Consider the following 22,411-nt stretch of genomic DNA (forward strand, 5'->3'; position numbering starts at 1 on the left):
GGAACAGGTCAACCCGCCCGCTCCTCGGCCGCGGAACAGGTCAACCCGCCCGCTCCTCGGCCGCGGAACGGGTCAACCCGCCTGCCAGAGGGCGCTGACCGGGACCGCGCGCATCCGGTCGCCGAACGACAACGTGCTGGTCCCGGTGTAGAGGACGATCCCGGCGACCAGGTCGTCACCGAGCCGGGCGGCGATCTTGCGCAGACCGGAGAAGTCGTCGGACCGTACCGAAGAGGCGGCTTTGACCTCGATCGCGACGACCTGGCGCTGCCGGTTCTCCAGGATGACATCGACCTCGACCTTGTTCTGGTCCCGGTAGTGGTAGAGGTCGACCACCTGCTCGGACCAGGTGACCTGCCGCGCCAGCTCGGCGATGACAAAACCCTCCAGCAGCGGGCCGAACGGCTGCCCCGGGCGCAGCAGGGCGTGCGGATCGACGGCGAGCTGCTGGGCGGCGATGCCGGAGTCGACGAAGACCAGTTTCGGCGCATGGGTGGCCCGGCTGCCGAGATTGCGGGACCAGCCGGGGATCCGTTTGATCAGGAAGACCTCTTCGATCAACTGCATGTACCGCGCGATGGTGGGCCGGCTCAGCCCCAGGTCCGATTCCAGGGCCCCGGGCACGATCAGGGTCGCCGACCGGGCGGCCAGCAGCCGGATCAGGGTCCGCAGTTGCGGGGCCTGCTCGATCCGGGCCAGCTCGCGCACGTCCCTGTCGATCAGGGCCTGGACGTAGCCGTCGAGGAACCTGCCGCGCCGGCGGGCGTCGGACCGGGCCACCGCCTCGGGCAGCCCACCCCGGACGATGCGGGCCGCGTAGTCGGCCCGGGTCACCGTGGACTCGTGGCGGAACTCCGGGCCCCGGGCGAAGACCTCGTCGATGAACCGGTCCGGTGTCCTGTCGATCTCGCCCTGCGAGAACGGCCACAACTCGACGGTCTCCATCCGGCCGGGCAGCGCGTCGGGCGCACCGCGCAGCCCGAACAGGCTGGACGACCCGGTCAGCAGGAACCGGCCCGGCCGTGGATCCTCGTCGACCGACACCTTGATCGCCAGGAGCAGCTCGGGGAACCGCTGGATCTCATCGATCACCATGAGATCGTCGAACGCGACGAAGCCGGTCGGATCGGCCTTCGCCGCGGCCCGGTCCGGCTCGCGGTCGAGGTCGCGACGCTCTTCACTCTTTCGATCTGCGGAGCCCTTGCCTTTCGTTTTGCGGCGGCGTCGGCCTTCATTCCGCGACGGTGAGGAATGCCGGTGGTGGTCGATGGGGCAGGCTCACGGGGATGATCCATCGTCACTCCGGGCTCGTCTTCGTCGAGCACACCCTGGACGTCCCCCTCGACCTGGACGGCGCCGGCCCGGTCCGGTTCACCGGCGAGATGATCTACCCGTGGCAGTTCGAGGAGGACCCGGCGCTGGTCCCGCTGGCCGCGGCGGCGGACGCGCTGGCCGCGCGAACGGACTGGCCGGCCCTCTACGACCCGGCGCGGCTGGCCGCCAACGAGGTCCCGGTCGCGGCCGCGATCTACTACGACGTCATGTACGTCGACCGAGAGATGTCGGTGGCCACGGCCGCCGCCATCAAGGGCCAGCGGCCGTGGATCACCAACGAGTACGCCCACGACGGCCTGGGCCGCGACGAGCGTGTGCTGGACCGTCTGCTGACGATGGTCCGCGAATGACCGGGATTACCGGGGCAGTTCCTTCGCGATGACCTTGGCCAACTCGCGGAACGCCTTGCCCCGGTGGCTGATGGCGTCCTTCTCGGCCGGGCTCAGTTCGGCGTTGGTCCGCTCCTGGCCGTCCCCGATGAAGATCGGGTCGTAACCGAAGCCGCCCGCACCGCGCCGGCCGCGCAGCAGCCGGCCGGTCTGGCGGCCCTCGACCAGGTGCTCGCGCCCGTTCGGCAGAACCAGCGCGGCGGCGCACACGAACGCACCGCCCCGCTGCTCGTCGGCCACGTCGGAGATCTGGGCCAGCACCAGGTCGAGGTTGGCCTGGTCGTCGCCGTGCTTGCCGGACCAGCGGGCGCTGAAGACGCCGGGCATGCCGTTCAGCGCGTTCACCGCGATGCCGGAGTCGTCGGCGACCGTGGCCAGCCCGGTGCGCTTGGCGCCTTCCCGGGCCTTGATCAGCGCGTTCTCCCCGAACGTCAGACCGGTCTCGGGGACGTCCGGGTAGTCCGGGAAGTCACCGAGGCCGACCAGCTCGATCTGGGCGACACCGAGCGCGGCGTCCAGGATGCGCTGCAGCTCGACGAGCTTCTTCTTGTTGGCGGTCGCGAGAAGCAGCCGGGCGGTCACGCGGCCAGGGCCTTCTGCTGCAGGATCGCGAGCTCGGCGCAGCCGGCCACACCCAGGTCGAGCATGGCGTCCAGCTCGGCCCGGCGGAACACCCCGTTCTCCCCGGTGCCCTGCACCTCGACGAAGTCGCCGTTGCCGGTGCACACCACGTTCATGTCGACGGCGGCGGCGACGTCCTCCTCGTAGTCCAGGTCGAGGCGGGCCTCACCGTCGAACATGCCGACGCTGATCGCCTGGATCGAGGTGTGCAGCACCTTGTCGACCTTGCCGGCCAGCGCCTTGCGCCCGGCCAGCCAGGTGACCGCGTCGTGCAGCGCCACATAGGCCCCGGTGATCGAAGCGGTCCGGGTGCCGCCGTCGGCCTGGAGCACGTCGCAGTCGAGAACGATCGAGTTCTCCCCGAGCGCCTTGAGGTCGATGCAGGCGCGCAGGCTGCGGCCGATCAGGCGGGAGATCTCCTGGGTACGCCCACCGACCTTGCCCTTGACGCTCTCCCGGTCGCCTCGGGTGTTGGTGGCGCGGGGCAGCATCGCATACTCCGCGGTGACCCAGCCGAGGCCGGACCCCTTGCGCCAGCGGGGAACCCCCTCGGTGACGCTCGCGGTGCACAACACCCGGGTGTTGCCGAACTCCACCAGAACCGAACCCTCGGGGTGGATGCTCCAGTGCCGGGTCAGAGTCACCGGTCGCAGCTGGTCGGCCGTGCGGCCGTCGGGACGTGCCATGCCCCCAACCCTATGCGTAACGGGGCGCGCCGGCTTCGTCCGCCCCGGCTTCGCGTCCCGGATTGTTCATCCGGCGCGGTGCGGGCACCCCGTTCAAGTAGGTCGGGGAGGGCACCGCGGGCCGGATCAGAGCCGACGCCGGGGACGTGCCGAGCGCCGGGATCGCCTCGTGGGCCCGCAGGAACCCCTCGACCGACTTGGGCCACCCGTACTTCTCGGCCTGGGCCCGGGCCGCGCCGCGGCGCTCCACCCGGGGTCGTTCCATCAGCCCGCTGACCGCGTCGGCGAACGCCTCGGCCGTCCCGGGCACCGCCACGCCGCCGTCCCCGACCACCTCGGGCAGCGCGCTCTGCTCGTTGACCACCACGGGTGTCCCGCAGGCCATCGACTCCAGGGTGGTCAGGCCGAACGTCTCCACCGGGCCCGGCGACAGCACCACGTCGGCGCTGGCCAGCAGAGCCGCCACCGCCGGGCGCTCGGAGATGTGCCCGGCGAAACGGACCGGAAGACGAGCGCCGCGGTACGCCAGGGCGGTCCGCCGCGTCCCGTCGCCCGCCATCACCAGCACCGCCGGAACCTTGCCGTTGCGCAGCGCGGCGACCGTGTCGACGGCCAGCTCGGGCCGTTTCGCCGCGGACAGCCGGGAGCAGTAGACCAGCAGCAGCTCGTCGGGCCGCGCATACCGCGCGCGGACCGCGACGTCCATCTTGCCGGGGTGGAAGAGCTTGAGGTCGACGCCGAGCGGCACCTCGACCAGGTTGGGCACCCCGATCCGGCGGAACTCCTCGGCCGCGAACGAGGTGGTGCAGACGATCGTGTCGAACGCCTCCGCGGTCCGCCGGTTGAAGGTGTCGGCGAGCGCGTCGCGTTTCGGCATGCCCCAGACGCCGAGCAGACCGGCCAGGCTCTCGTGCGAGACCATCATCGACCGCACGCCGCGCCGACGGGCCCAGTCACCGGTCCAGCGCAGGGTGGTGCGGTCGGAGACCTCGATCCGGTCCGGTTCCAGCCCGTCGAGGAGTTTGATCAGCTCGCGGCGGCCGGCCAGCACGCGATAACCGCCGGTGCGTGGCAGCGGGGCGCTGGGCAGCGTGATGACCCGGCCCTGCTTGGTCATCTTGTCCGAGTAGCGCCGCCCCGGAATGACCAGGACCGCCTCGTGCCCGGCCGCCTCGTAACCCCGGCCGAGCTGCCGCAACGCCGTCCGCAGGCCGCCGGTGTGAACCGTGACGAAGTTGGCCAGGCGAACGATACGCATGCAACAACTCCAAGGTCACGACACGTGGCGCGGCGGTTCGAGCCGATTCTGCTCCCCCGCACCGGCTCAGAGATCGTATCTGGCGCCGGGACGGACGACTTCGACCGGTCCCGCATAGGCCGCGGTGGCCGCTTCCACAATAGATGCCTCACTCGCCCAAGCCGGGACGAGATGGGTCAACAGGAGTCTGCCCACATCGGCCTTGGTCGCCGCCTCACCCGCTTCGCCGCCGGTCAGGTGCAGGTCAGGCGGGTTCGCCACACCGTCCTGGTAACTCGCCTCACACAGGAAGAGATCAGCTCCGGCGGCCAGTCGCAGCAGCGCCTCACAGGGCGCCGTGTCCGACGAGTAGGCCAGCACCCGGCCGTTGTGCTCGATCCGCACCCCGTACGTCTCCACCGGATGGTTGACCCGGTCCACGGTGATCGTCAGCGGGCCGATCGGGAACGTGCCCGGCTGCAGGCCGTAGAAGGTGTAGACGTCGTCGACCGGCTCGCCCTCGGTGCTGTAGGCGGCGGCGATCCGCTCGGCCGCGCCCAGCGGGGCGTAGACCGGCACCGGCGGCAGTGGCCCGGCCGGGTCGTAGCGGCGCACCACGACGTAGGTGCACGCGTCCAGCATGTGGTCGCAGTGCAGGTGCGAGAGAAGGATGGCGTCGACGCGCCGCATGTCCGAGTACCGCTGCAGCGCGGAGAGCGCACCGGAACCGAAGTCGATCAGGAGCCGGAAACCGTCGGCCTCGATGAGGTAAGCCGAACACGCCGACTCGGGGCCGGGGAAACTGCCGGCACAACCGAGAACGGTTAGTCGCATCCGGATCCCTCTGGCTCACACTGGATCACGATCTGGGTCGCCCACGCCCCAGCCGTCATCACATTCTGGGTCGCCCATACCCCAGCCGACCGGTCCTCGCCGGACTTGTCAGACCAGTCAATCACGGAGCGAAGCGTACGCCGCGACCAGCGCCTGAGGTAAACAACTGATCGATTTGTCGTCAAATCGACAACGCACATCACAGCCCCGATGACCTGGCTCATCACCTTTGCACCGTCACGTCCGGTGATCCACCCGCGTTGCTCAGGGTGAATAGTCCGAAGATCAACGGTTGGAGCCGATGTGACCGTCGTCGAGCATGCCCGGCCCTCGGCGCCGGTGTTCGTGGACCCTCCGGTCGAAGAGCCGATCCCGGTCTTCCGCTTCCCCGCGCCGGACGATCCGCCACCCGGCGACGCCCAGATGTTGATCATCGCGGTGTACGGCACGGCCCTCGGCGTCTGCGGGGTGGCGGTCGGCCTCTACGCGGTGGTGGCCGTCTTCACCGGGGCGCCCGGCTGGTACCTGCCGGCGCTGGCCGGACTGACCCTGCTGAGCGTCGGCCCGGTGGTGGGCGCGTTCCTCTCGCTCCACCGCCGGGCCCTGCCCTGGCTGCTACTGCTGACCGCGGCCCCGCCGATGGCCGCGAACGTCTGGGTCGCCCTGACCCACTGAGCCGCCCCACCCCTCGCGGCCGGCGCACTGAGCGGTCCTACCCGTCGCGGCCAGCGCACTGAGCGGTCAGGCCTGCCGCGCTGAGCCGGTCAGGCCCAGAGTTGGCCTTCGAGGGCCTCTTCCGCTTCGTTCAAGGTGCCGCCGTAAGCGCCGGTCGACAGGTATTTCCACCCGGCGTCCGGCACCACGAAGGCGACGTCGGCCCGGTTGCCGGCCTTGACCGCCTCGTGCGCCACCGCGAGCGCGGCATGCAGCACCGCTCCCGTGGAGAAGCCCGCGAAGATCCCCTCAACCTCGATCAATTGCCGGGTACGCAACACCGCGTCCCGCGTGCCGACCGAGAACCGCCTGGTCAGCACCGAAGCGTCGTACAGCTCCGGGACATAACCCTCGTCGATGTTGCGCAGCCCGTAGACCAGCTCGCCGTACCGCGGCTCGGCGGCGATGATCTGGATGCCGTCGACCTTCTCCCGCAGGAACCGGCCGGTGCCCATCAGCGTGCCGGTGGTGCCCAGCCCGGCCACGAAGTGCGTGATCGTGGGCAGGTCGTGCAGCAGCTCCGGACCGGTGGTCTCGTAGTGCGCGCGGGCGTTGGCCGGATTGCCGTACTGGAACAGCATCTTCCAGTCCGGGTGCTCGGCGGCGATCTGCTTGGCCGTCGCCACCGCCTGGTTGGAGCCTCCGGCGGCCGGCGAGAAGATGATCTCCGCGCCGTACATCCGGAGCAGCTGGGTGCGCTCGGCCGACACGTTCTCCGGCATCACGCAGACCACCCGGTACCCCCGCAGCTTGGCCACCATGGCCAGGGCGATACCGGTGTTGCCGCTGGTCGGCTCGAGGATCGTGTCACCGGGCCGCAGGTGCCCGGACTCCTCGGCCTCGCGCACCATGAACAGCGCGGCACGGTCCTTGATGCTGCCGGTCGGGTTGCGGTCCTCCAGCTTGGCCCAGAGCCGCACCGGCGGCGCCCCCTCGGGCACCGCCGGGGAGAGCCGGGGCAGGCCGACGAGCGGCGTGCCCCCGCACGCGTCCAGCAGGCTCTCGTAACGAGCCATGAATGCTTACCGGCCGCCGACGAGCGCGGCGGCAGCCGCGAAGCCCAGGGCGCCACCCGCGACGGCGGGCAGGATGGTGAGCGAGTCGCCGTCCTTGACCTTGGCCTCGAGCGCGCCGAGGAACCGGACGTCCTCGTCGTTGACGTAGATGTTCACGAAGCGGTGCAGGCCGCCCTCGGGCGTGATCAGCCGGCCCTTGAGGCCGCTGTGCCGCGAGTCCAGGTCGTCGATCAGGGCGGCGAGGGTGTCACCGGAGCCCTCGACGATCTTGGCGCCGCCGGTGTAGTTGCGCAGGATGGTGGGGATGCGAACTTCGATAGCCATGGCAGGTCACTCCAAAAGAGGTCGTACGGAGAAAACGGTCGGTCGAGCCTCGCCTTACCGGCGGCGACACTCGTAGAAGACCGACGCCGGGCTCTGCCCGAACATGTACGACTGCACAGCTGTGGAAATCACGCCTTCACCGTCGCATCCACGATGTTGACCTCTTCCTCGGTCACCACACCGTCCACGATACGGAACGAGCGGATCTCCTCGGAATCCGGCTCACGGGTCGAGACGAGGAGATAGTGCGCACCCGGCTCACCGGCGAACGACACGTCGGTGCGGGACGGATAGGCCTCGGTCGCGGTGTGCGAGTGGTAGATGACCACCGGCTCCTCGTCGCGATCGTCCATCTCCCGCCAGACCCGGAGCTGCTCCATCGAGTCGAACTCGTAGAAGGTCATCGAGCGGGCGGCGTTGTCCATCGGGATCAGCCGGGCCGGCACGTCCTGGCCGATCGGGCCGGCGACGACACCACAGGCCTCGTCCGGGTGGTCCCGGCGGGCGTGGACGACGATCGCGTCGATGATCGCTCGGTCGATGGTCAGCACGTCGTTCACATTACCGTGAGAATTGAGCACACCCAGAGTGGCGGTTCACACAATGAAGTTCGTTCGCGACGGTGGGAATGCAGCCTTTCGGCTCACCCTTTGCCGGGGTCAAGGTGAGTCGCGAACAAACTTCACTCACTTGATCTCCGGAAGCGCGTTGAGCAGCGACTCCTGCAGATAACCGAGGTACGCGTAGACCGACAGCTGGAACACCCGGCTGGACCCCGGATCGTCGATCACCGCGTTGTCCAGCTCCTCGCCCAGATCGGTGTCGGCCGCGATCTCCAGGCGGGTGCCCATGGCGAGGCGGGCGTCGTTGATCGCGCGGAGCCAGGCCTCGGCGGCCTCTCCGTCCAGACGTACCTCACCCTCACCCTCGTCGGGAAGGGCCGCAAGGATCGCGCCGGCCTGGTCGATCTTGCCGGTCTTGAGATCGCCCTCGGTGTAGAGGCGGAACTCCTGCGAGTCGTCCGGCCGGTCGGGATAGATGTCCGGGAAGAGGCGGGACACCACCGGATCGGTGTGATCCATCCCGTCGGTCAGCAGCCCGACCACCTCGGCGGCCACCTTCCGCAGAACTCGCACCTCGTCGTGCGCGAATGTGGCGACACACTGGCCACCGCTGCGTCGGAACATCTTCTTTCCCCACCCGATTGTCGGGACCGGCCGGCGACCGGTCGACGGTCAACCCCGGTCGACCGTGGCCCAGAGACCGTATCCGTGCAGTTGGTTGGCGTCCATCTCCATGCGCTCACGAGCACCGATGGAGACCACCGCCTTTCCTTTCGTGTGCACGTCCATCATCAGCCTCTCGGCCTTTTCCTTGCTGTATCCGAAGAGCTTCTGGAACACCCAGGTCACGTACGACATGAGGTTCACCGGGTCGTCCCAGACGATGGTCACCCACGGCCGGTCCTCTTCCGGTACTTCCTGAATCTCCGGCGTCTCGACGGGAGCAACCTGAGGCAACGCCATGCCCCCCATGTTGCCACCGGATTCGCCGAACCGGTGAACCGGTGCTGCGAACCGCAGGTCAGTCGCCGCGTCGTAGGGTGTTCTCGTGGAGACCATCACGCCCGCTCTGATGACCGACCAGTACGAGCTGACCATGATCAGCGCCGCGCTGCGGGACGGCACCGCGGACCGTGCCTGCGTGTTCGAGGTCTTCGCCCGTCGATTGCCCACCGGCAGGCGCTACGGCGTGGTGGCCGGCACCGCCCGGCTGATCGAGCTGATCCGCGAGTTCCGCTTCGAGGCCGGCGACATCGAGTTCCTGAAATCGGCCGGCATCGTCAACGAGACGACCGCGAAATGGCTGGCCGGCTACCGGTTCACCGGCGACATCGAGGGCTACGCCGAGGGCGAGCTCTTCTTCCCCGGCTCGCCGATCCTGACCGTCTCCGGCGGCTTCGCCGAGTGCGTGGTGCTGGAGACGCTGATCCTGTCGGTGCTCAACCACGACTGTGCGATCGCCGCCGCCGCGGCCCGGATGGTCACCGCCGCCCGCGGGCGCCCGATCATCGAGATGGGCTCACGGCGCACCCACGAGCACGCCGCGGTGGCCGCCGCCCGGGCCGCCTACCTGGCCGGGTTCGCGTCGACCTCGAACCTGGCCGCCGGCCGGGCGTACGGGATCCCCACCACCGGCACCTCGGCGCACGCGTTCACGCTGCTGCACGACGACGAGCCGGCCGCGTTCGCCTCGCAGGTCGCGGCGCTCGGGAAGAACACGACGCTGCTCGTCGACACGTACGACATCAGTCAGGGCATCCGCAACGCGATCGCGGTCGCCGGGCCGGACCTGCGGGCCGTCCGGATCGACTCCGGTGACCTGTCCGTGCTGGCCGGGCACTCCCGGGAGCTGCTGGATTCGCTCGGCGCCACCGAGACCAAGATCATCGTTTCGGGTGACATGGACGAGTACTCGATCGCCACCCTGGCCGCCGAGCCGGTCGACATCTACGGGGCCGGCACCGCCGTGGTCACCGGTTCCGGCGCGCCCACCGCCAGCCTGGTCTACAAACTCGTCGAGGTCGACGGCCGCCCGGTCGTCAAGCGCTCGGAGAACAAGGCGACCGTCGGCGGCCGCAAGACCGCGATCCGCCGGCACAAGCCCACCGGCACCGCCACCGAGGAGATCATCTACTCGCAGGGTGTGCCGGATCACCAGACCAACGACCGGATGCTCCAGCGCTCCTGGATCGCCGACGGTGAGGTGCAGGACTCGCCCAGTCTCCAGGAGTCCCGCGACCACCTCCGGCAGAATCTGATCTCGATCCCGTGGGAGGGTCTCAAGCTCTCCGCGGGCGACCCGGCCATCCCCGTCGTCATCGTTCCCACCGCATAGGGGGCTTTCATGTCACGCGCGCTGATCATCGTGGACGTGCAGAACGACTTCTGCGAAGGCGGCTCCCTGGCGGTGGCCGGGGGCGCGGCCGTCGCCAAGGGCATCTCGCTGGTGCTCGACAAGGCCGGTGACCGGTGGGACCACGTGGTCGCCACCAAGGACTGGCACATCGATCCCGGCAGCCACTTCAGCGACACCCCCGACTACGTGGACTCGTGGCCGGTGCACTGCGTCGCCGAGTCGACCGGTTCCGACTTCCACCCCGAGCTGGTCACCGACCGGATCGAGGCGGTCTTCCACAAGGGTGAATACACCGCGGCCTACTCCGGCTTCGAAGGTCACGGCACGGACGGCGAAACCCTCGCCGGGTGGCTGCGGGCCAAGGGGGTCACCGAGGTCGAGGTCGTCGGGATCGCCACCGACCATTGCGTACGGGCGACGGCGCTGGACGCCGCCACCGAGGGATTCAGCACCACCGTGCTGCTGGAACTGACCGCCGGGGTGGCCCGGGCCACCACCGACGCCGCCCTGGAGCAGCTGCGGTCCGCGGCCGTCGAGGTCACCGGGGAGCCCGTCGTTGACGCCTGATCCCACCGTCACGATCCGGCCGGTCACGGACGCCGACTGGCCCGCGGTCTGGCCCATCCTCAGCGAGGTGGTGACGACCGGGGAGACCATGCCGTACGACCCGGCGATGACCTCCGGATCGGCCCGCGACATGTGGATCGAGCGCCCACCCGGCCGTACCGTGGTGGCGCTCCTGGACGGTGAGATCGCCGGAACCGCCAAGATGTCCGCCAACCGTCCCGGCCGGGGCGCCCACGTCTCCACCGCGAGTTTCATGGTGGCGGCCGGGGCCCGCGGTCGTGGTGTCGGCACCGCCCTGTGCCGGGACGCGCTGTCCTGGGCCCGGTCGGCGGGTTTCGCCGGCATGCAGTTCAACGCGGTGGTGGAGACCAACACGTCCGCGGTGGCCCTCTACCAGCGTGAGGGCTTCCAGATCGTCGGCACCGTTCCTCGCTCGTTCGAGCACCCCACCCACGGCCGGGTCGGCCTGCACGTCATGTACCAGGAATTCTGATCCCCGGGTGAGGTGAGCGGACGGTCGATCGGGGTGGCCCGCACGTCATGAACCTGGAGTTCTGATCCCCGGGTGAAGTGAGCGGACGGTCGATGGCGCGCCGGCACTCCACATGATCGACTTGTCGGCCATGAGCTTCCTCCTGCTGCACGGCTGGCAGAACAGGCGCCCGACCGGCCACTGGCAGCACTGGCTGGCCACCGAACTACGGGCGGCCGGCCACGAGGTCGTCCACCCCCAACTGCCCGACCCCGACGAGCCCGTCCTCGACGTCTGGCTCACCGAACTGAGCACCCACGTCAAGGCCGCCGCCCACTCCCCCGCGCCTCAGGACCGGGATTCGGCTCACCCGGTCACGCCTCCAGACCGGGAACCGGTAAGCCCGACCGGGCCTTGGGACCGGAAGCCGGACGGCTCGGCCGTGTCGCTGGATCCCGGGTCGGAGCTGACCGTGATCGCTCACAGCCTGAGCTGCCTGCTCTGGCTACATGCCGCAGCCCGGGGCCGGGTGCCGGTCCGGGCCGGCCGGGTCCTGCTGGTGGCACCGCCGTCCCCTTCGATCACCGCGAGCCACCGGGAGATCGCCGGTTTCGCTCCACCAACCGTCCCGACCGGGCAGATCTCCACGAGCACCCCGTTCGTGACCGCCACCCAGCTCGCCGCTGCCGCCACGAAGACCCATCTGGTAGCCGCCGACAACGACCCGTACTGCCCCGGCGGCGCGGCAACGATCTACGGCGAACCGCTGGGCATCCCCACCACGGTCCTTCCCGGCCAGGCCCATCTGGACATGGACGCCGGTTACGGCCCCTGGCCCGCGATCCTCAACTGGTCGCTGACGGGTGCCCCGCTCGAATCCAGATAGCTCCACACCCGGGAGGCCAGCAACCCGGGCCAACCAGCACCGCAGGCCAATCGGCAACCCGAGCCGACCAGCACCTCAGGTCAGCCAGCAGCTCGGGTCAACCGCCAACCCGGGTCAGTGCTTGGCTTCGGAGCGCAGGGCGGCCGTCGGCTCGGCGTGGGCGACCGCAGCCCGCTGAACCGGGACCGCGCCCACGACCGCGCCGCTGTCACCGCCGGAGACGGCGACACCGCCAGGCACAGCGACTCCGCCGGGCACGATGGCACCGCCAGGCACCGTGTCGTCGGTGGGGTCGGTGGGTGACTCGGGTGGGGCGTTGCGGCGACGGCGTAGCTCGGCCGGGAGGACCAGGAGAGCCACCAGGACGCCCACCGAGCCGACGGCCACAAACCCCCACGCCGGGCCCCAATGGTCGATCGCTAGGCCCGCCAGCGGGGCCCCGAGGGCCACGCCGACGGTCAGGGCCGAGTTGTGCATGCCCATCGCCTCGCCGCGGGCGGCGGCGGGGATCATCCGGCTGATCGCGTCGGAGCTGGCGGTGATGGTCGGGGCGCACAGGGCGCCGGCCGGGGCCAGCAGCAGGGCCAGCAGCCACCAGTGGTCGCCGCCGAGGCCGACCGGGATGGTCAGCAGCGCCATCGGTGTGAAGATGACCAGGATCGGCAGGCCGCGGCGGACGGTGCCGTAGAGGAAACCGCCGATCAGTGAGAAGAACGCCCACATCGCCAGCACCAGACCGGCCCACTCGACCTCGCCGGAGGCCCGCAGCGCGGCGACCACCGCCACGTCGGTGCCGGACAGGACCAGGGTGGCGGCCATCGTGACGGCCAGGATCGCGACGAACCGGGGCTTGAGCCAGCTGCTGCGGGGCACCCGCTCACCGCTGGCGACCGGCGCCTCGTGGGCGGCCCGGACCGGCGGGTTCAGCAGCCACAGGCCGACACCGGCGAGCAGGATGCCGGCGGCCAGGGCGAGCATGGCGGGACGCGAGCCGCCGGTGGTGACGATCAGGACGCCGAGGGCCGGGCCGGCCATGAACGAGATCTCGGTGGTCACCGAATCCAGCGCGAACGCGGGCAGCCGGTGCGACTCGGGGGTGAGCGCGGCGATCGCCTGCCGGGCCACCGAGAACGCGGGCAGGGCGAGGAAGCCGCCGATCGCGGCGGTGGGGAGAAGCACCCAGTACGGCAGGGCCTGCGCCACCAGCCAGTAGACGACCTCGGCGATCGTGGTCAGGACCAGCACCGGCCGCAGCCCCCACCGGTCGACGAGCCGCCCCATCACCGGCGCGCCGACGGAGCCGCCGAGGGTGGACGCGGCGCCGACCAGACCGGCAGCACCGTACGAAAGGCCCAGCCCGGAGACCACGTGCAGAGTGAGCACCACGGTGGCCGCCGCGATCGGCACCCGGGCCAGCGTGGCCACTACCAGCAACGACGTGATCTTCGGTAACGCGAGTGTTTCGCGGTAAGGCGTGAGCAGCATTTCGGATCCTGACCTCCGCTGCTCATAGTGCGCGCCGGGCCCGGCGAAACTCCACTGGAAAAAGCCCGCTGTGAGCAGGAACGCAAACGGCCCGCACTCCTCAGGAGTGCGGGCCGTGCGTCGAGCGGATCCGTCAGTGCTTGTTGTCGCTGACGTCTTCCTGGTAGGTCGCGCCACCGTCGGATTCGGAGGTGAGCGGCCGGGCGCCACCCTCCGGCGGTCCGGCGAGCGAGTGACCCGCGGCGAGCTCCGGGAACTTCAGGTCGAAGGCCGGCCGCTCGGAGCGGATCCGCGGCATGCGGTCGAAGTTACGCAGCGGCGGCGGGCTGGTGGTGGCCCACTCGAGCGAGTTGCCGTGGCCCCACGGGTCGTCGGCGTTCACGACCTTGCCGACCTTGTACGACTTCCACACGTTGTAGAGGAACGGCAGCGTCGACAGGCCGAGGATGAACGAGCCGATCGTGGAGAAGGTGTTCAGGAAGGTGAACCCGTCGTCCGGCAGGTAGTCGGCGTACCGCCGCGGCATGCCCTTGGTGCCCAGCCAGTGCTGGACCAGGAACGTGCCGTGGAAGCCGATCATGGTGAGCCAGAAGTGCACCTTCGCGAGCTTCTCGTCGAGCATCCGGCCGAACATCTTCGGGAACCAGAAGTAGATGCCGGAGAACACCGCGAACACGATCGTGCCGAAGAGCACGTAGTGGAAGTGCGCGATGACGAAGTACGAGTCGGAGACGTGGAAGTCGATCGGCGGGGCCGCGAGCAGCACGCCGGAGAGACCACCGAAGAGGAACGTCACCATGAAGCCGACCGCGAAGAGCATCGGCGCCTCGAAGCTGATCTGGCCGCGCCACATCGTGCCGATCCAGACGAAGAACTTCATGCCCGTCGGGACCGCGATCAGGAAGCTCAGGAAGCTGAAGAACGGCAGCAGCACCTGGCCGGTGGCGAACATGTGGTGCGCCCACACCGACATCGACAGGGCGCCGATCAGCAGCGTCGCGGCGACCAGGCCCTTGTAGCCGAAGACCGGCTTGCGGCTGAAGACCGGGACGACCTCGGTGATGATGCCGAAGAACGGCAGGGCGATGATGTACACCTCGGGGTGACCGAAGAACCAGAAGAGGTGCTGCCACAGCATCGGGCCGCCGGTCGCCACGTCGAAGACGTGGGCGCCGAGGACACGGTCGGCGGCGAGCGCGAAGAGCGCGGCCGCCAGGAACGGGAAGACCATGACCGCGAGCAGCGCGGTGACCAGCATGTTCCAGCACATGATCGGCATCCGGAACATGGTCATGCCCGGGGCCCGCAGGGTCAGGATCGTGGTGATCAGGTTGACCGAGCCGAGGATCGTGCCCAGACCGGAGATGGCCAGGCCGACGACCCACATGTTCCCGCCGACACCGGGTGAGTGCAGGCTGTTGCTCAGCGGGGTGTAGGCGAACCAGCCGAAGTCGGCCGCGCCGCCGGGGGTCAGGAACCCGCCGATGGTGATCAGGCCACCGAAGAGGTAGAGCCAGTAGGCGAAAGCGTTCAGCCGCGGGAACGACACGTCCGGCGCGCCGATCTGGATCGGCACGACGTAGTTGCCGAACGCGAACACGATCGGTGTCGCGAAGAACAGCAGCATGATCGTGCCGTGCATGGTGAACAGCTGGTTGTACTGCTCCGGCGACAGCAGCTGCATGCCCGGACGGGCCAGCTCTGCGCGCATCAGCAGCGCCATCAGACCACCGAGCACGTAGAACACGAAGGCCGTGATCATGTACATGATCCCGATCTGCTTCGCGTCCGTCGTGCGCAGAATCCGAGCAAACGCCGAACCCTTGACCTGCCGCCGCACTGGGTAGGGCCGGGTTGCGATCGGCGACGGCGCAACGGTCGTCACGAATTGCCTCCGTTGTCTCGTTCGTCCCTCTCGGGGTCTGTCCGAAGTTCGTCCTCCGAGTCACCCCGAAGACCGCTCTTCGTCATTACCCGAAGATCGGGCGTACCTGGGTGGCAGAATAGTCCCCCACGGTCTTTGGACCGTCGCGGGGTGACCAATCGGCACCTCAGCGCACAGGTGTGGTCAGACCGTGTCGACCAGTGCCCGATAGTGATCGGTGAAGAGACGGACGCCGCGGCGGCGCAGCATCGGGTCACGGAGGGCGGGCGGGACGTCACGGGTCCGGTCCCGCTCCCGGGTCCGCTCACGCACCTCGGCACAGCGTGGACGGCGCCGGTCCTCGTACGCCCGGAGGGCGCCCGGGATGTCGTCGACCGCCTTCTTCAGCTCCTGACCGAGCACCCAACCGTCCTCGAAGGACATCGCGGCGCCCTGGGCCAGGGTCGGCGCGGTGGCGTGCGCGGCGTCGCCGACCAGCACGACCGGGCCTTTCGACCAGGACGGCAGCACGACCTCGTCGGTCCGCGCCACCTGCACCTTCTCGATCTTCTCCAGGATGGCCGGCACCGGGCCGCCGAACGAGCCGAACAGCTCGCGCATCCGGGCCAGCGGGTCCTCCGGGTTGGGGCTGTCGGGGGCGGTCTCGTCGGCGTAGACGTAGATGCGGCGGCCGCCCATCGGCATGGCCACGAACGACGACCGGCGGCCGAGCAGCGCGGTCCAGTCGGTGAGCGGCGGGCCGCCGCTCACCACCGAGCGGTAGACGATCTGCCCGGTCGGGGTGGCCGGCCCGCCGAGGCCGACTTTGTCGCGGACCGTCGAGCGCCGGCCGTCGGCGGCGACGACCAGGTCGTACTCCGCGATGCCGCCGGTGGAGAACTCGACCTTGGCGGCGCCGTCGACGATCTGCACGTCGCGCACCTCGGTCTCGAAACGCACCTCGCCGCCGACCCCGGTGAGCAGGACCTGCTGCAGGTCGGCGCGGGACAGCACCCGGGACTCGCCGACGCCGGACCAGAGGGCCGCCACGTCCATCTCGAAGAGCTGCCGGCCACGGGTGTCCAGGAAGACCTGGCGGAAGATCAGATCGCCCAGCGGGCGGAGCGGGACGTCGAGGCCGAGCAGCCGCAACGCCCGGGAGGCATTGCCGGGGAGGTGGATCCCGGCCCCGGGAACGACGGAGGCGGGCAGGGCCTCGACCACGTCCGGCCGGAAACCGGCGACACGGAGCCCCCGGGCCGCGGCCAGACCGGCGACGCCGGCGCCCACCACGAGGATGCGCAAGGTCATCGCACCAGCGCTTTCTTGTCGATGGATACGCGTCGGAGCCAGAAGACTACCCCCAGCCACCGACCCAAAGGAACACCCGCGATCGGACTCAGGTTGCTCCAGCAGCAACTTTCGTCTCATGTGGAGGACGGGCCAGCGCCGTCGCGAAAGCTTTGCCGGCACGGGCCAGGGCCACCGCGCGACGGCGGCGCAACGAGATCAGATGCAGGGACTTCACCGAGGTGCTCATGTGGACGATCGAACCACCGGGGTACGACATTTTCCGACACCCGGGAAACCGGCCACCCCGGCGGGCAGCGCGAGCAAGAGCACCGCCAGAATTCCTCGTGCCCGCCCTCCGCCTGCCGATGAGCGAGTCAATGGAAAGCCCCGACCCGTCCGCCGATCTCTGGCGATCCGCAACCCGCGTGCTGGACCAGAACTGGACCGGCCGCTACACGGTGCCCTCCCGCACCCTGTACCCGCATCAGTGGAGCTGGGACACCGCGTTCGCCGCGATCGGCCTGGCCTACGTGAACCCCGGGCGGGCCTGGCGGGACCTGCGCAGCCTGTTCGAGGCGCAGTGGCCGGACGGCCGGGTGCCGCACATCGTCTTCGACCCGGACGTCCCGGAGGACGCCTACTTCCCGGGGCCACGGTTCTGGCGGGTGCCCGCCTACGCCGGGCGGCCGGCCCGGGGCAGCACCGGGCTGGTGCAGCCGCCGATGCACGCACTCGCCGCCTGGGAGGTCTACCGGCACGCGGCCGCGCACGGCGCCGACGCGGCCCAGCAGGCCCGGGTCGAACTGGACTGGCTCTACCCGCGGCTGGTGGCGCAGCAGGAGTTCCTCGGCGACCGGCGGGACGCCGGCGGCAGCGGGCTGGCCTCGATCGTGCACCCCTGGGAGTCCGGTCTGGACAACAGCCCGGCCTGGGACGACGCCCTCGCCGCGGTGCCCGCCGACATGAGCCTGCTGGACACGTACCATCGCCGCGATCTTGATGTGTCGGATGCCACACACCGTCCGACCGACAGCGATTACGCCCGATATCTGGGTCTGGTCGAGAACTACCGGGACGGCGGTTACTCCGACAACGACCTGGCCCTGCGGCACCCCTTCGTGGTGGAGTGCCCGGCGTTCAACACCGTGCTGGCCACCGCCGAGCTGGCCCTCGCCCAGATCGCCGGGGTGCTCGGGCATCCGGCGGCGCACCGGCACCGGGAGCGGGCCCAGGGCATCACCGCCGCGATCACCCATCGGCTCTGGGATCCGGAGAGCAACTTCTTCCATGCCCGGGACGTACGGTCCGGGCGGCTCAGCCCCGAGCACGTGGTGAGTGGCCTGCTGCCGCTCGCGCTGCCCGATCTGGACTCCCGGCGCGTGGACACGCTGGTGGCGGCGGCGAAGTCGGCCCGCTTCGGGCTGCCGGCGCCGGCCAACGACCGGACCGGGCCGTCCTTCGACCCGGTCCGGTACTGGCGCGGCCCGATCTGGATCAACGTGAACTGGCTGCTGCGCCGGGGCCTGCTGGTGCACGGGCGGCGGGACGAGGCGGACGAACTGCGCCGGGCCCTGTTGCGGCTGGTGCACCGCAACGGCCACTACGAGTACTTCCATCCCGGCGACGGCAGCGGTCTCGGCGCACCGGCGTTCAGCTGGACCGCCGCCCTGAGCCTGGACCTGCTGGCCGACTCGTCCGCCCCGGCCTACGCCCGCACCTTCCAGCGGACCTGAAAGGCCGGACCTAGAAGATCACCACGGAGCGGAGTACGTCACCGGTGTGCATCTTGTTGAACGCCGCCTCGACGCCGTCCAGCGCGATCTCCTCGGTGACGAACGCGTCCAGGTCCAGCCGGCCCTGCCGGTAGAGCTCGGTGAGCATCGGGAAGTCCCGGCTCGGCAGGCAGTCGCCGTACCAGCTGGACTTCAGGGCGCCACCGCGGCCGAAGACGTCGAGCAGCGGCAGCTCGATCGTCATGTCCGGGGTCGGCACACCGACCAGGACCACGGTGCCGGCCAGATCACGGGCATAGAACGCCTGCTTGTACGTCTCCGGACGGCCGACCGCCTCGACCACCACGTCGGCGCCGAAGCCCTCGGTCAGCTCCCGGACCCGCTCCACCACGTCGTGCTCGCGCGCGTTGATCGTGTGGGTGGCCCCGAAGCCCCGGGCCCACTCGAGTTTCCGCTCGTCGGTGTCGATCGCGATGATCGTGGTGGCTCCGGCGAGAGCCGCCCCGGCCACCGCGCCGTCACCGACACCACCGCAGCCGATGACCGCGACCGAGTCACCCCGGCCCACCCCACCGGTGTTGATCGCCGCGCCGATGCCGGCCATCACGCCACAGCCGAGCAGGCCCACCGCGGCGGCCCGGGCCGACGGGTCGACCTTCGTGCACTGGCCGGCGTGCACCAGCGTCTTCTCCACGAACGCGCCGACGCCCAGAGCCGGGGACAGCTCGGTGCCGTCCTCCAGGGTCATCTTCTGGCCCGCGTTGTGGGTGGCGAAGCAGTACCACGGCTTGCCCTTGTTGCAGGCCCGGCAGTTGCCGCAGACGGCACGCCAGTTCAGCACCACGAAGTCGCCGACCGCCACGTCGGTGACGCCCTCGCCGATCGCCTCGACGACACCCGCCGCCTCGTGCCCGAGCAGGAACGGGAACTCGTCGTTGATCCCGCCCTCGCGATAGTGCAGGTCGGTGTGGCAGACCCCGCACGCCTGCACCTTGACGACCGCTTCACCGGGACCGGGGTCGGGCACCACGATGGTGGCCACCTCGACCGGCTTGCCCTTTCCTCGGGCGACAACGCCCCGCACCAGCTGGCTCATCTCTCCACGCACCTCTCACGTCCGACCGGGCCGAGAGCCACCCTACGGGTTCTGCGTCAGCGCTTCGGCGACCTTCGCGAGCTGCCTGGCCTGCGCGGTGGTCAGCCGGTCGAAGATCAGCCGCTGGACCGCCTCGGCGTGCCCGGGCGCCGTCTCGACCACCTTGGCCCAGCCCTCGTCGGTGAGCACGGCGATCTGCACCCGGCCGTCGGCGGCGTCCTTCTCCCGGCGCACCCAGCCCTGCTTCTCCAACCGGGCCACCACGTGGGAGAGCCGGGAGAGCGACGCGCTGGCGTTGCGGGCCAGCCTGCTCATCGGCAGGCGGCGGTCCGGGGACTCGGAGAGGTTCATCAGGACCAGGTAGCCCATGTGGGTCAGCCCGGCGTCCCGCTGGAGCTGGGTCTCGATCGCGGCCGGAACCCGGACGAGCAGCTCGACGATCTGCCGCCAGGCGTTCTGCTGCTCATCGGTCAACCACCGGGGCTCCTCCATGCAGGCAGGTTAGCGGCGATCGGTGGAGCGTCTGTCGGCCGGTCGGCTGGTAGGTGCACGAATCGATCGACTTACGTGAACCTTGGCGGGTACGCTGCACGGGGACTTTATCCCTTGACACGACGCCGGAACCGGCTGGCTGGGGGGCCTCGGCCGGTTCCGGCGTCGTGCTCTCAAGTAATTTTCAATTCGCGGGCGGCTCGTCCTTGCCGGCCTCTTCGAGAGCGTCCGCTTCCTCCTTGGTCGCGTGCACCGCGCCGTCGGCGTGCTCCGGCGGGCCGTAGACCGTGTAGAGGACCAGCGGGTTCGGACCCTCGTTGAGGAAGTTGTGCTTGCGGCCGGCCGGCACGACCACCAGGTCACCCTGCTCGACCTTGCGGGTCTCGCCGGAGATGACGGCCTTGCCGACACCGCTCACGAAGGTCAGGATCTGATCCACCTCGTGCACCTCTTCACCGATCTCGCCGCCCGGCGGAACGGTCATGATGACGAGCTGGGTGTGCTTTCCGGTCCAGAGCACACGGCGGAAGTCGGGGCTCTGCTGCGCGACGGTGGCAATCGTGAAGTGCTCCATGACCGGATCGTTACCCAGGTCAGGACTTTCGCAACCGGCCCGGCACGACCGGCTCGGGACGGCCGATCAGATAGCCCTGGACGTAGTCCACGCCCAGTTCCCGGAGCATCCGCAGAGTGGCCTCGTCCTGCACGAACTCGGCCACCGTGTGGATGCCGTACGCCTGGCAGACCTGCACCAGTGCCCGTACCAGAACCTGGTCCTGGGGGTTGCCGACCAGATCCACCACGTACTCCCCGTCGATCTTGACGAGGTCGATCGGGAAGAGACGCAGATAGCGGAACGACGCGTAGCCCGAGCCGAAGTCGTCCAGGGCCAGGCCGCAACCGAGGTCCCGGACCCGGTCGGCGAACCGGCGGGCCTCGCTCAGGTTGCCGATCAGCGCGGTCTCGGTGATCTCGAAGGTGAGCTGGGCCGGGTCCACCTCGTACCGTTCGAGGAGTTTCTCCACCTCGGCGGTGAGCCGCGGGTCACCGACCGACCGGCCGGAGAGGTTCACCTGCAGGCACAGGCCGGGCTGCTCGGCGGCGAGCCGCATCGCGCGCTCCACCACCCACAGGTCGATGTCGAAGACCGCGTCCAGGCGCTCGGCGGTGTCCAGCAGCTGGATCGGCGACTGCGGCCCGTCGGTCTCGTCGAGCACCCGCAGCAGCAGCTCGTGCCGGGTGACCCGGTTGGTCTGCAGCTCCAGGATCGGCTGCGAGTAGAGGGTGAAGCCCTCGGTGCCGAGCGCGTCGGCGACCCGGCTGCGGTACGAGCCCTGCCGGTCCCGGACCGGAACCGGGTGCGCGACGAGCGTCATCGGCCGGCCCGCCTCGCGGGACTGCCGCCAGGCCTGCTCGGCGTCGATCAGCAGCCCGTGACTGCCGGCCTCGGCGTCGCGCTCGAACCGGACCAGGCCGGACCAGGTGCCGGCCATCGCGCCGAGGGCGGCCACCAGGGCCCGCGCCTGCTCCCGGGCGGTACGCCAGTTGACGTTCGCGAACAGCACGGCGATCTCGTTCGGGCCGACCCGGCCGATCAGGTGCTCGGGGCGGACGCTCTCCTCGACCAGCCGTGCGGACAGGTGCAGGAGATCGGCGTTACGATCCGGGCGTACCACCGCGGTGTCCTCGCCGGCCTGGATCCGGACCACCAGGAGCGCGCCGCCCGCGACGCGCAACGCCCGGTCGATCTCGTCGGCGAACCGTGCGCGGGTCAGCAGACCGGTCGCCGGGTCCGGCTCGACCAGCGACGCCTGCACGGTCTCGCCGCGCCGGGTCAGCCGGACCGACTCGCGGCGGGCGCGCTCGCGCACCGAGACGTCCCGGACGGTGCCGCGGATGCCGCACACCGCGCCGTCCTCGCCGGCCATCGGTTCCAGTGAGCAGTCGGCGTCGAACCAGCCGCCGTCGGCCCGCATCAGCCGGACCGTGGTGTGCACGGTCCGTTTGCCGGTCCAGGCCTCGGTGATGGCGCCGAGCGCGCGGGCGTGGTCGTCACGGTGCACGTGCCGGGACAGGATCTGGCGGGTCTTGCCCTTCTCCTCCGGATCACGGCCGATCATCGTGGAGAGGGTCGCCGACCAGATGATCTGGTCACCGGCGGCGGTGTAGGTGAACCAGGCGGACCGGTCGTCCATCGGCTGCCGCGGCTCGGGAAGGGAATGCGGCGGCGCGGGAGTCCAGCGCTCCCGTTCTTCGGGCACCGTCATGCCCCACCACCTCCCCCCTTGTTCGTGGTCGCTCCCCCTGCCGCCACCAAGACCCCTCACCTATTACGACCCGTCACCGGGCCGTAGTGACAGTGGACAAGGCCGTCAAAGTTTTGACGTATCCGCAGGCAAGGCCAGGAGCAGGGAATTATCGCCCATCCAGAGTAGCGAAACAACCGAA

22 protein-coding genes and 2 pseudogenes are annotated in these 22,411 nt (G+C 69.9%); 7 read left to right on the forward strand and 17 right to left on the reverse strand.

All coding sequences use genetic code 11. The features are described from left to right. Positions 1 to 72: 72 nt before the first annotated feature. Positions 73 to 1,176: pseudogene (locus Aco03nite_RS20875) on the reverse strand (ATP-binding protein); the annotation flags it as partial. Positions 1,177 to 1,286: 110 nt separating this feature from the next. On the opposite strand from Aco03nite_RS20875, the gene Aco03nite_RS20880 reads away from it, so the two are divergent. After that, positions 1,287 to 1,685 carry a hypothetical protein gene (locus tag Aco03nite_RS20880; RefSeq protein WP_203797066.1) on the forward strand — a complete coding sequence of 133 codons (399 nt, stop codon included), beginning with the start codon at positions 1,287 to 1,289 and terminating at the stop codon, positions 1,683 to 1,685. Between the two features lie 6 nt (positions 1,686 to 1,691). Here the strand turns inward: Aco03nite_RS20880 and rdgB are convergent, their stop codons facing one another. The 4 genes from rdgB to Aco03nite_RS20900 form a co-directional block, all read right to left on the reverse strand. After that, positions 1,692 to 2,306, reverse strand: a complete 615-nt coding sequence (gene rdgB, locus Aco03nite_RS20885; protein WP_203797067.1) for an RdgB/HAM1 family non-canonical purine NTP pyrophosphatase — start codon at positions 2,304 to 2,306, stop codon at positions 1,692 to 1,694. Next, positions 2,303 to 3,031 carry a ribonuclease PH gene (rph, locus tag Aco03nite_RS20890; protein WP_203797068.1) on the reverse strand — a complete coding sequence of 243 codons (729 nt, stop codon included), beginning with the start codon at positions 3,029 to 3,031 and terminating at the stop codon, positions 2,303 to 2,305. The genes rdgB and rph overlap by 4 nt, the downstream gene beginning before the upstream one ends. A 10-nt stretch (positions 3,032 to 3,041) precedes the next feature. Then, a complete protein-coding gene (locus Aco03nite_RS20895) occupies positions 3,042 to 4,289 on the reverse strand; it encodes a glycosyltransferase (protein WP_203797069.1) in 1,248 nt (415 codons plus the stop codon). 66 nt (positions 4,290 to 4,355) lie between these two features. After that, a complete protein-coding gene (locus Aco03nite_RS20900; protein ID WP_203797070.1) occupies positions 4,356 to 5,102 on the reverse strand; it encodes an MBL fold metallo-hydrolase in 747 nt (248 codons plus the stop codon). Between the two features lie 303 nt (positions 5,103 to 5,405). Between Aco03nite_RS20900 and Aco03nite_RS20905 the strand changes: the two genes are divergently transcribed. Next, positions 5,406 to 5,777, forward strand: a complete 372-nt coding sequence (locus Aco03nite_RS20905; protein ID WP_203797071.1) for a hypothetical protein — start codon at positions 5,406 to 5,408, stop codon at positions 5,775 to 5,777. Positions 5,778 to 5,866: 89 nt separating this feature from the next. Here Aco03nite_RS20905 and Aco03nite_RS20910 read toward each other — a convergent pair whose 3' ends face one another. The 5 genes and pseudogenes from Aco03nite_RS20910 to clpS all read right to left on the reverse strand — a co-directional run bounded on the left by Aco03nite_RS20910 (position 5,867) and on the right by clpS (position 8,682). Next, on the reverse strand, positions 5,867 to 6,832 hold the full coding sequence (locus Aco03nite_RS20910; protein ID WP_203797072.1) for a PLP-dependent cysteine synthase family protein: 966 nt from the start codon (positions 6,830 to 6,832) through the stop codon (positions 5,867 to 5,869). A 6-nt stretch (positions 6,833 to 6,838) separates the two neighbouring features. Beyond that, on the reverse strand, positions 6,839 to 7,156 hold the full coding sequence (locus tag Aco03nite_RS20915) for a MoaD/ThiS family protein (RefSeq protein ID WP_203797073.1): 318 nt from the start codon (positions 7,154 to 7,156) through the stop codon (positions 6,839 to 6,841). A 54-nt stretch (positions 7,157 to 7,210) separates the two neighbouring features. After that, a pseudogene (locus Aco03nite_RS20920) lies at positions 7,211 to 7,707 on the reverse strand (M67 family metallopeptidase). 135 nt (positions 7,708 to 7,842) lie between these two features. Beyond that, positions 7,843 to 8,343 carry a DUF2017 domain-containing protein gene (locus tag Aco03nite_RS20925; RefSeq protein WP_203797075.1) on the reverse strand — a complete coding sequence of 167 codons (501 nt, stop codon included), beginning with the start codon at positions 8,341 to 8,343 and terminating at the stop codon, positions 7,843 to 7,845. Positions 8,344 to 8,391: 48 nt separating this feature from the next. Continuing rightward, a complete protein-coding gene (clpS, locus tag Aco03nite_RS20930) occupies positions 8,392 to 8,682 on the reverse strand; it encodes an ATP-dependent Clp protease adapter ClpS (protein WP_203797262.1) in 291 nt (96 codons plus the stop codon). Between the two features lie 85 nt (positions 8,683 to 8,767). Between clpS and Aco03nite_RS20935 the strand changes: the two genes are divergently transcribed. The 4 genes from Aco03nite_RS20935 to Aco03nite_RS20950 all read left to right on the forward strand — a co-directional run bounded on the left by Aco03nite_RS20935 (position 8,768) and on the right by Aco03nite_RS20950 (position 12,000). Continuing rightward, a complete protein-coding gene (locus Aco03nite_RS20935; protein ID WP_203797076.1) occupies positions 8,768 to 10,054 on the forward strand; it encodes a nicotinate phosphoribosyltransferase in 1,287 nt (428 codons plus the stop codon). A gap of 9 nt (positions 10,055 to 10,063) precedes the next feature. Next, positions 10,064 to 10,642 (forward strand): isochorismatase family protein, encoded by a 579-nt coding sequence (locus Aco03nite_RS20940; protein ID WP_203797077.1) that lies wholly within the window; start codon positions 10,064 to 10,066, stop codon positions 10,640 to 10,642. After that, complete coding sequence (locus tag Aco03nite_RS20945; RefSeq protein ID WP_203797078.1) at positions 10,632 to 11,135, forward strand: GNAT family N-acetyltransferase; 504 nt, start codon at positions 10,632 to 10,634, stop codon at positions 11,133 to 11,135. The genes Aco03nite_RS20940 and Aco03nite_RS20945 overlap by 11 nt, the downstream gene beginning before the upstream one ends. A 130-nt stretch (positions 11,136 to 11,265) precedes the next feature. Next, positions 11,266 to 12,000, forward strand: a complete 735-nt coding sequence (locus tag Aco03nite_RS20950; RefSeq protein ID WP_239145316.1) for an RBBP9/YdeN family alpha/beta hydrolase — start codon at positions 11,266 to 11,268, stop codon at positions 11,998 to 12,000. A gap of 114 nt (positions 12,001 to 12,114) precedes the next feature. Here the strand turns inward: Aco03nite_RS20950 and Aco03nite_RS20955 are convergent, their stop codons facing one another. The 3 genes from Aco03nite_RS20955 to Aco03nite_RS20965 form a co-directional block, all read right to left on the reverse strand. After that, positions 12,115 to 13,485: an MFS transporter gene (locus tag Aco03nite_RS20955; RefSeq protein WP_203797080.1), complete on the reverse strand. Its 1,371-nt coding sequence runs from the start codon at positions 13,483 to 13,485 to the stop codon at positions 12,115 to 12,117. A 133-nt stretch (positions 13,486 to 13,618) separates the two neighbouring features. Continuing rightward, positions 13,619 to 15,370, reverse strand: coding sequence for an aa3-type cytochrome oxidase subunit I (gene ctaD, locus Aco03nite_RS20960; RefSeq protein ID WP_203797081.1), 1,752 nt, complete (start codon positions 15,368 to 15,370; stop codon positions 13,619 to 13,621). A 183-nt stretch (positions 15,371 to 15,553) separates the two neighbouring features. Next, a complete protein-coding gene (locus tag Aco03nite_RS20965) occupies positions 15,554 to 16,660 on the reverse strand; it encodes an FAD-dependent monooxygenase (RefSeq protein WP_203797082.1) in 1,107 nt (368 codons plus the stop codon). A 359-nt stretch (positions 16,661 to 17,019) separates the two neighbouring features. On the opposite strand from Aco03nite_RS20965, the gene Aco03nite_RS20970 reads away from it, so the two are divergent. Further along, the gene (locus Aco03nite_RS20970) at positions 17,020 to 18,375 is read left to right on the forward strand and encodes an MGH1-like glycoside hydrolase domain-containing protein (RefSeq protein ID WP_203797083.1); all 1,356 of its coding nucleotides are present in this window, start codon (positions 17,020 to 17,022) and stop codon (positions 18,373 to 18,375) included. Between the two features lie 10 nt (positions 18,376 to 18,385). Here the strand turns inward: Aco03nite_RS20970 and Aco03nite_RS20975 are convergent, their stop codons facing one another. The 4 genes from Aco03nite_RS20975 to Aco03nite_RS20990 form a co-directional block, all read right to left on the reverse strand. After that, the gene (locus Aco03nite_RS20975; RefSeq protein WP_203797084.1) at positions 18,386 to 19,471 is read right to left on the reverse strand and encodes an S-(hydroxymethyl)mycothiol dehydrogenase; all 1,086 of its coding nucleotides are present in this window, start codon (positions 19,469 to 19,471) and stop codon (positions 18,386 to 18,388) included. Between the two features lie 42 nt (positions 19,472 to 19,513). Continuing rightward, positions 19,514 to 19,963, reverse strand: a complete 450-nt coding sequence (locus Aco03nite_RS20980) for a MarR family winged helix-turn-helix transcriptional regulator (RefSeq protein ID WP_203797085.1) — start codon at positions 19,961 to 19,963, stop codon at positions 19,514 to 19,516. A 184-nt stretch (positions 19,964 to 20,147) separates the two neighbouring features. Beyond that, positions 20,148 to 20,537, reverse strand: a complete 390-nt coding sequence (locus tag Aco03nite_RS20985; protein WP_203797086.1) for a cupin domain-containing protein — start codon at positions 20,535 to 20,537, stop codon at positions 20,148 to 20,150. A 19-nt stretch (positions 20,538 to 20,556) separates the two neighbouring features. Then, the gene (locus Aco03nite_RS20990) at positions 20,557 to 22,230 is read right to left on the reverse strand and encodes a GGDEF domain-containing phosphodiesterase (protein WP_203797087.1); all 1,674 of its coding nucleotides are present in this window, start codon (positions 22,228 to 22,230) and stop codon (positions 20,557 to 20,559) included. Between the last annotated feature and the right edge of the window lie 181 nt (positions 22,231 to 22,411).

This window comes from Actinoplanes couchii (genome assembly GCF_016862075.1).
Taxonomy (GTDB): domain Bacteria; phylum Actinomycetota; class Actinomycetes; order Mycobacteriales; family Micromonosporaceae; genus Actinoplanes; species Actinoplanes couchii.

Excerpts from the sequence above, each read along its gene's own strand:
- Aco03nite_RS20880 (WP_203797066.1), top strand. The coding sequence starts at position 1,287 with ATGATCCATCGTCACTCCGGGCTCGTCTTCGTCGAGCACACCCTGGAC.
- rph (WP_203797068.1), bottom strand. The coding sequence starts at position 3,031 with ATGGCACGTCCCGACGGCCGCACGGCCGACCAGCTGCGACCGGTGACT.
- Aco03nite_RS20895 (WP_203797069.1), bottom strand. The coding sequence starts at position 4,289 with ATGCGTATCGTTCGCCTGGCCAACTTCGTCACGGTTCACACCGGCGGC.
- Aco03nite_RS20900 (WP_203797070.1), bottom strand. The coding sequence starts at position 5,102 with ATGCGACTAACCGTTCTCGGTTGTGCCGGCAGTTTCCCCGGCCCCGAG.
- Aco03nite_RS20910 (WP_203797072.1), bottom strand. The coding sequence starts at position 6,832 with ATGGCTCGTTACGAGAGCCTGCTGGACGCGTGCGGGGGCACGCCGCTC.
- Aco03nite_RS20915 (WP_203797073.1), bottom strand. The coding sequence starts at position 7,156 with ATGGCTATCGAAGTTCGCATCCCCACCATCCTGCGCAACTACACCGGC.
- Aco03nite_RS20925 (WP_203797075.1), bottom strand. The coding sequence starts at position 8,343 with ATGTTCCGACGCAGCGGTGGCCAGTGTGTCGCCACATTCGCGCACGAC.
- clpS (WP_203797262.1), bottom strand. The coding sequence starts at position 8,682 with ATGGCGTTGCCTCAGGTTGCTCCCGTCGAGACGCCGGAGATTCAGGAA.
- Aco03nite_RS20940 (WP_203797077.1), top strand. The coding sequence starts at position 10,064 with ATGTCACGCGCGCTGATCATCGTGGACGTGCAGAACGACTTCTGCGAA.
- Aco03nite_RS20950 (WP_239145316.1), top strand. The coding sequence starts at position 11,266 with ATGAGCTTCCTCCTGCTGCACGGCTGGCAGAACAGGCGCCCGACCGGC.
- Aco03nite_RS20955 (WP_203797080.1), bottom strand. The coding sequence starts at position 13,485 with ATGCTGCTCACGCCTTACCGCGAAACACTCGCGTTACCGAAGATCACG.
- Aco03nite_RS20965 (WP_203797082.1), bottom strand. The coding sequence starts at position 16,660 with ATGACCTTGCGCATCCTCGTGGTGGGCGCCGGCGTCGCCGGTCTGGCC.
- Aco03nite_RS20970 (WP_203797083.1), top strand. The coding sequence starts at position 17,020 with ATGGAAAGCCCCGACCCGTCCGCCGATCTCTGGCGATCCGCAACCCGC.
- Aco03nite_RS20975 (WP_203797084.1), bottom strand. The coding sequence starts at position 19,471 with ATGAGCCAGCTGGTGCGGGGCGTTGTCGCCCGAGGAAAGGGCAAGCCG.
- Aco03nite_RS20980 (WP_203797085.1), bottom strand. The coding sequence starts at position 19,963 with ATGGAGGAGCCCCGGTGGTTGACCGATGAGCAGCAGAACGCCTGGCGG.
- Aco03nite_RS20985 (WP_203797086.1), bottom strand. The coding sequence starts at position 20,537 with ATGGAGCACTTCACGATTGCCACCGTCGCGCAGCAGAGCCCCGACTTC.
- Aco03nite_RS20990 (WP_203797087.1), bottom strand. The coding sequence starts at position 22,230 with ATGACGGTGCCCGAAGAACGGGAGCGCTGGACTCCCGCGCCGCCGCAT.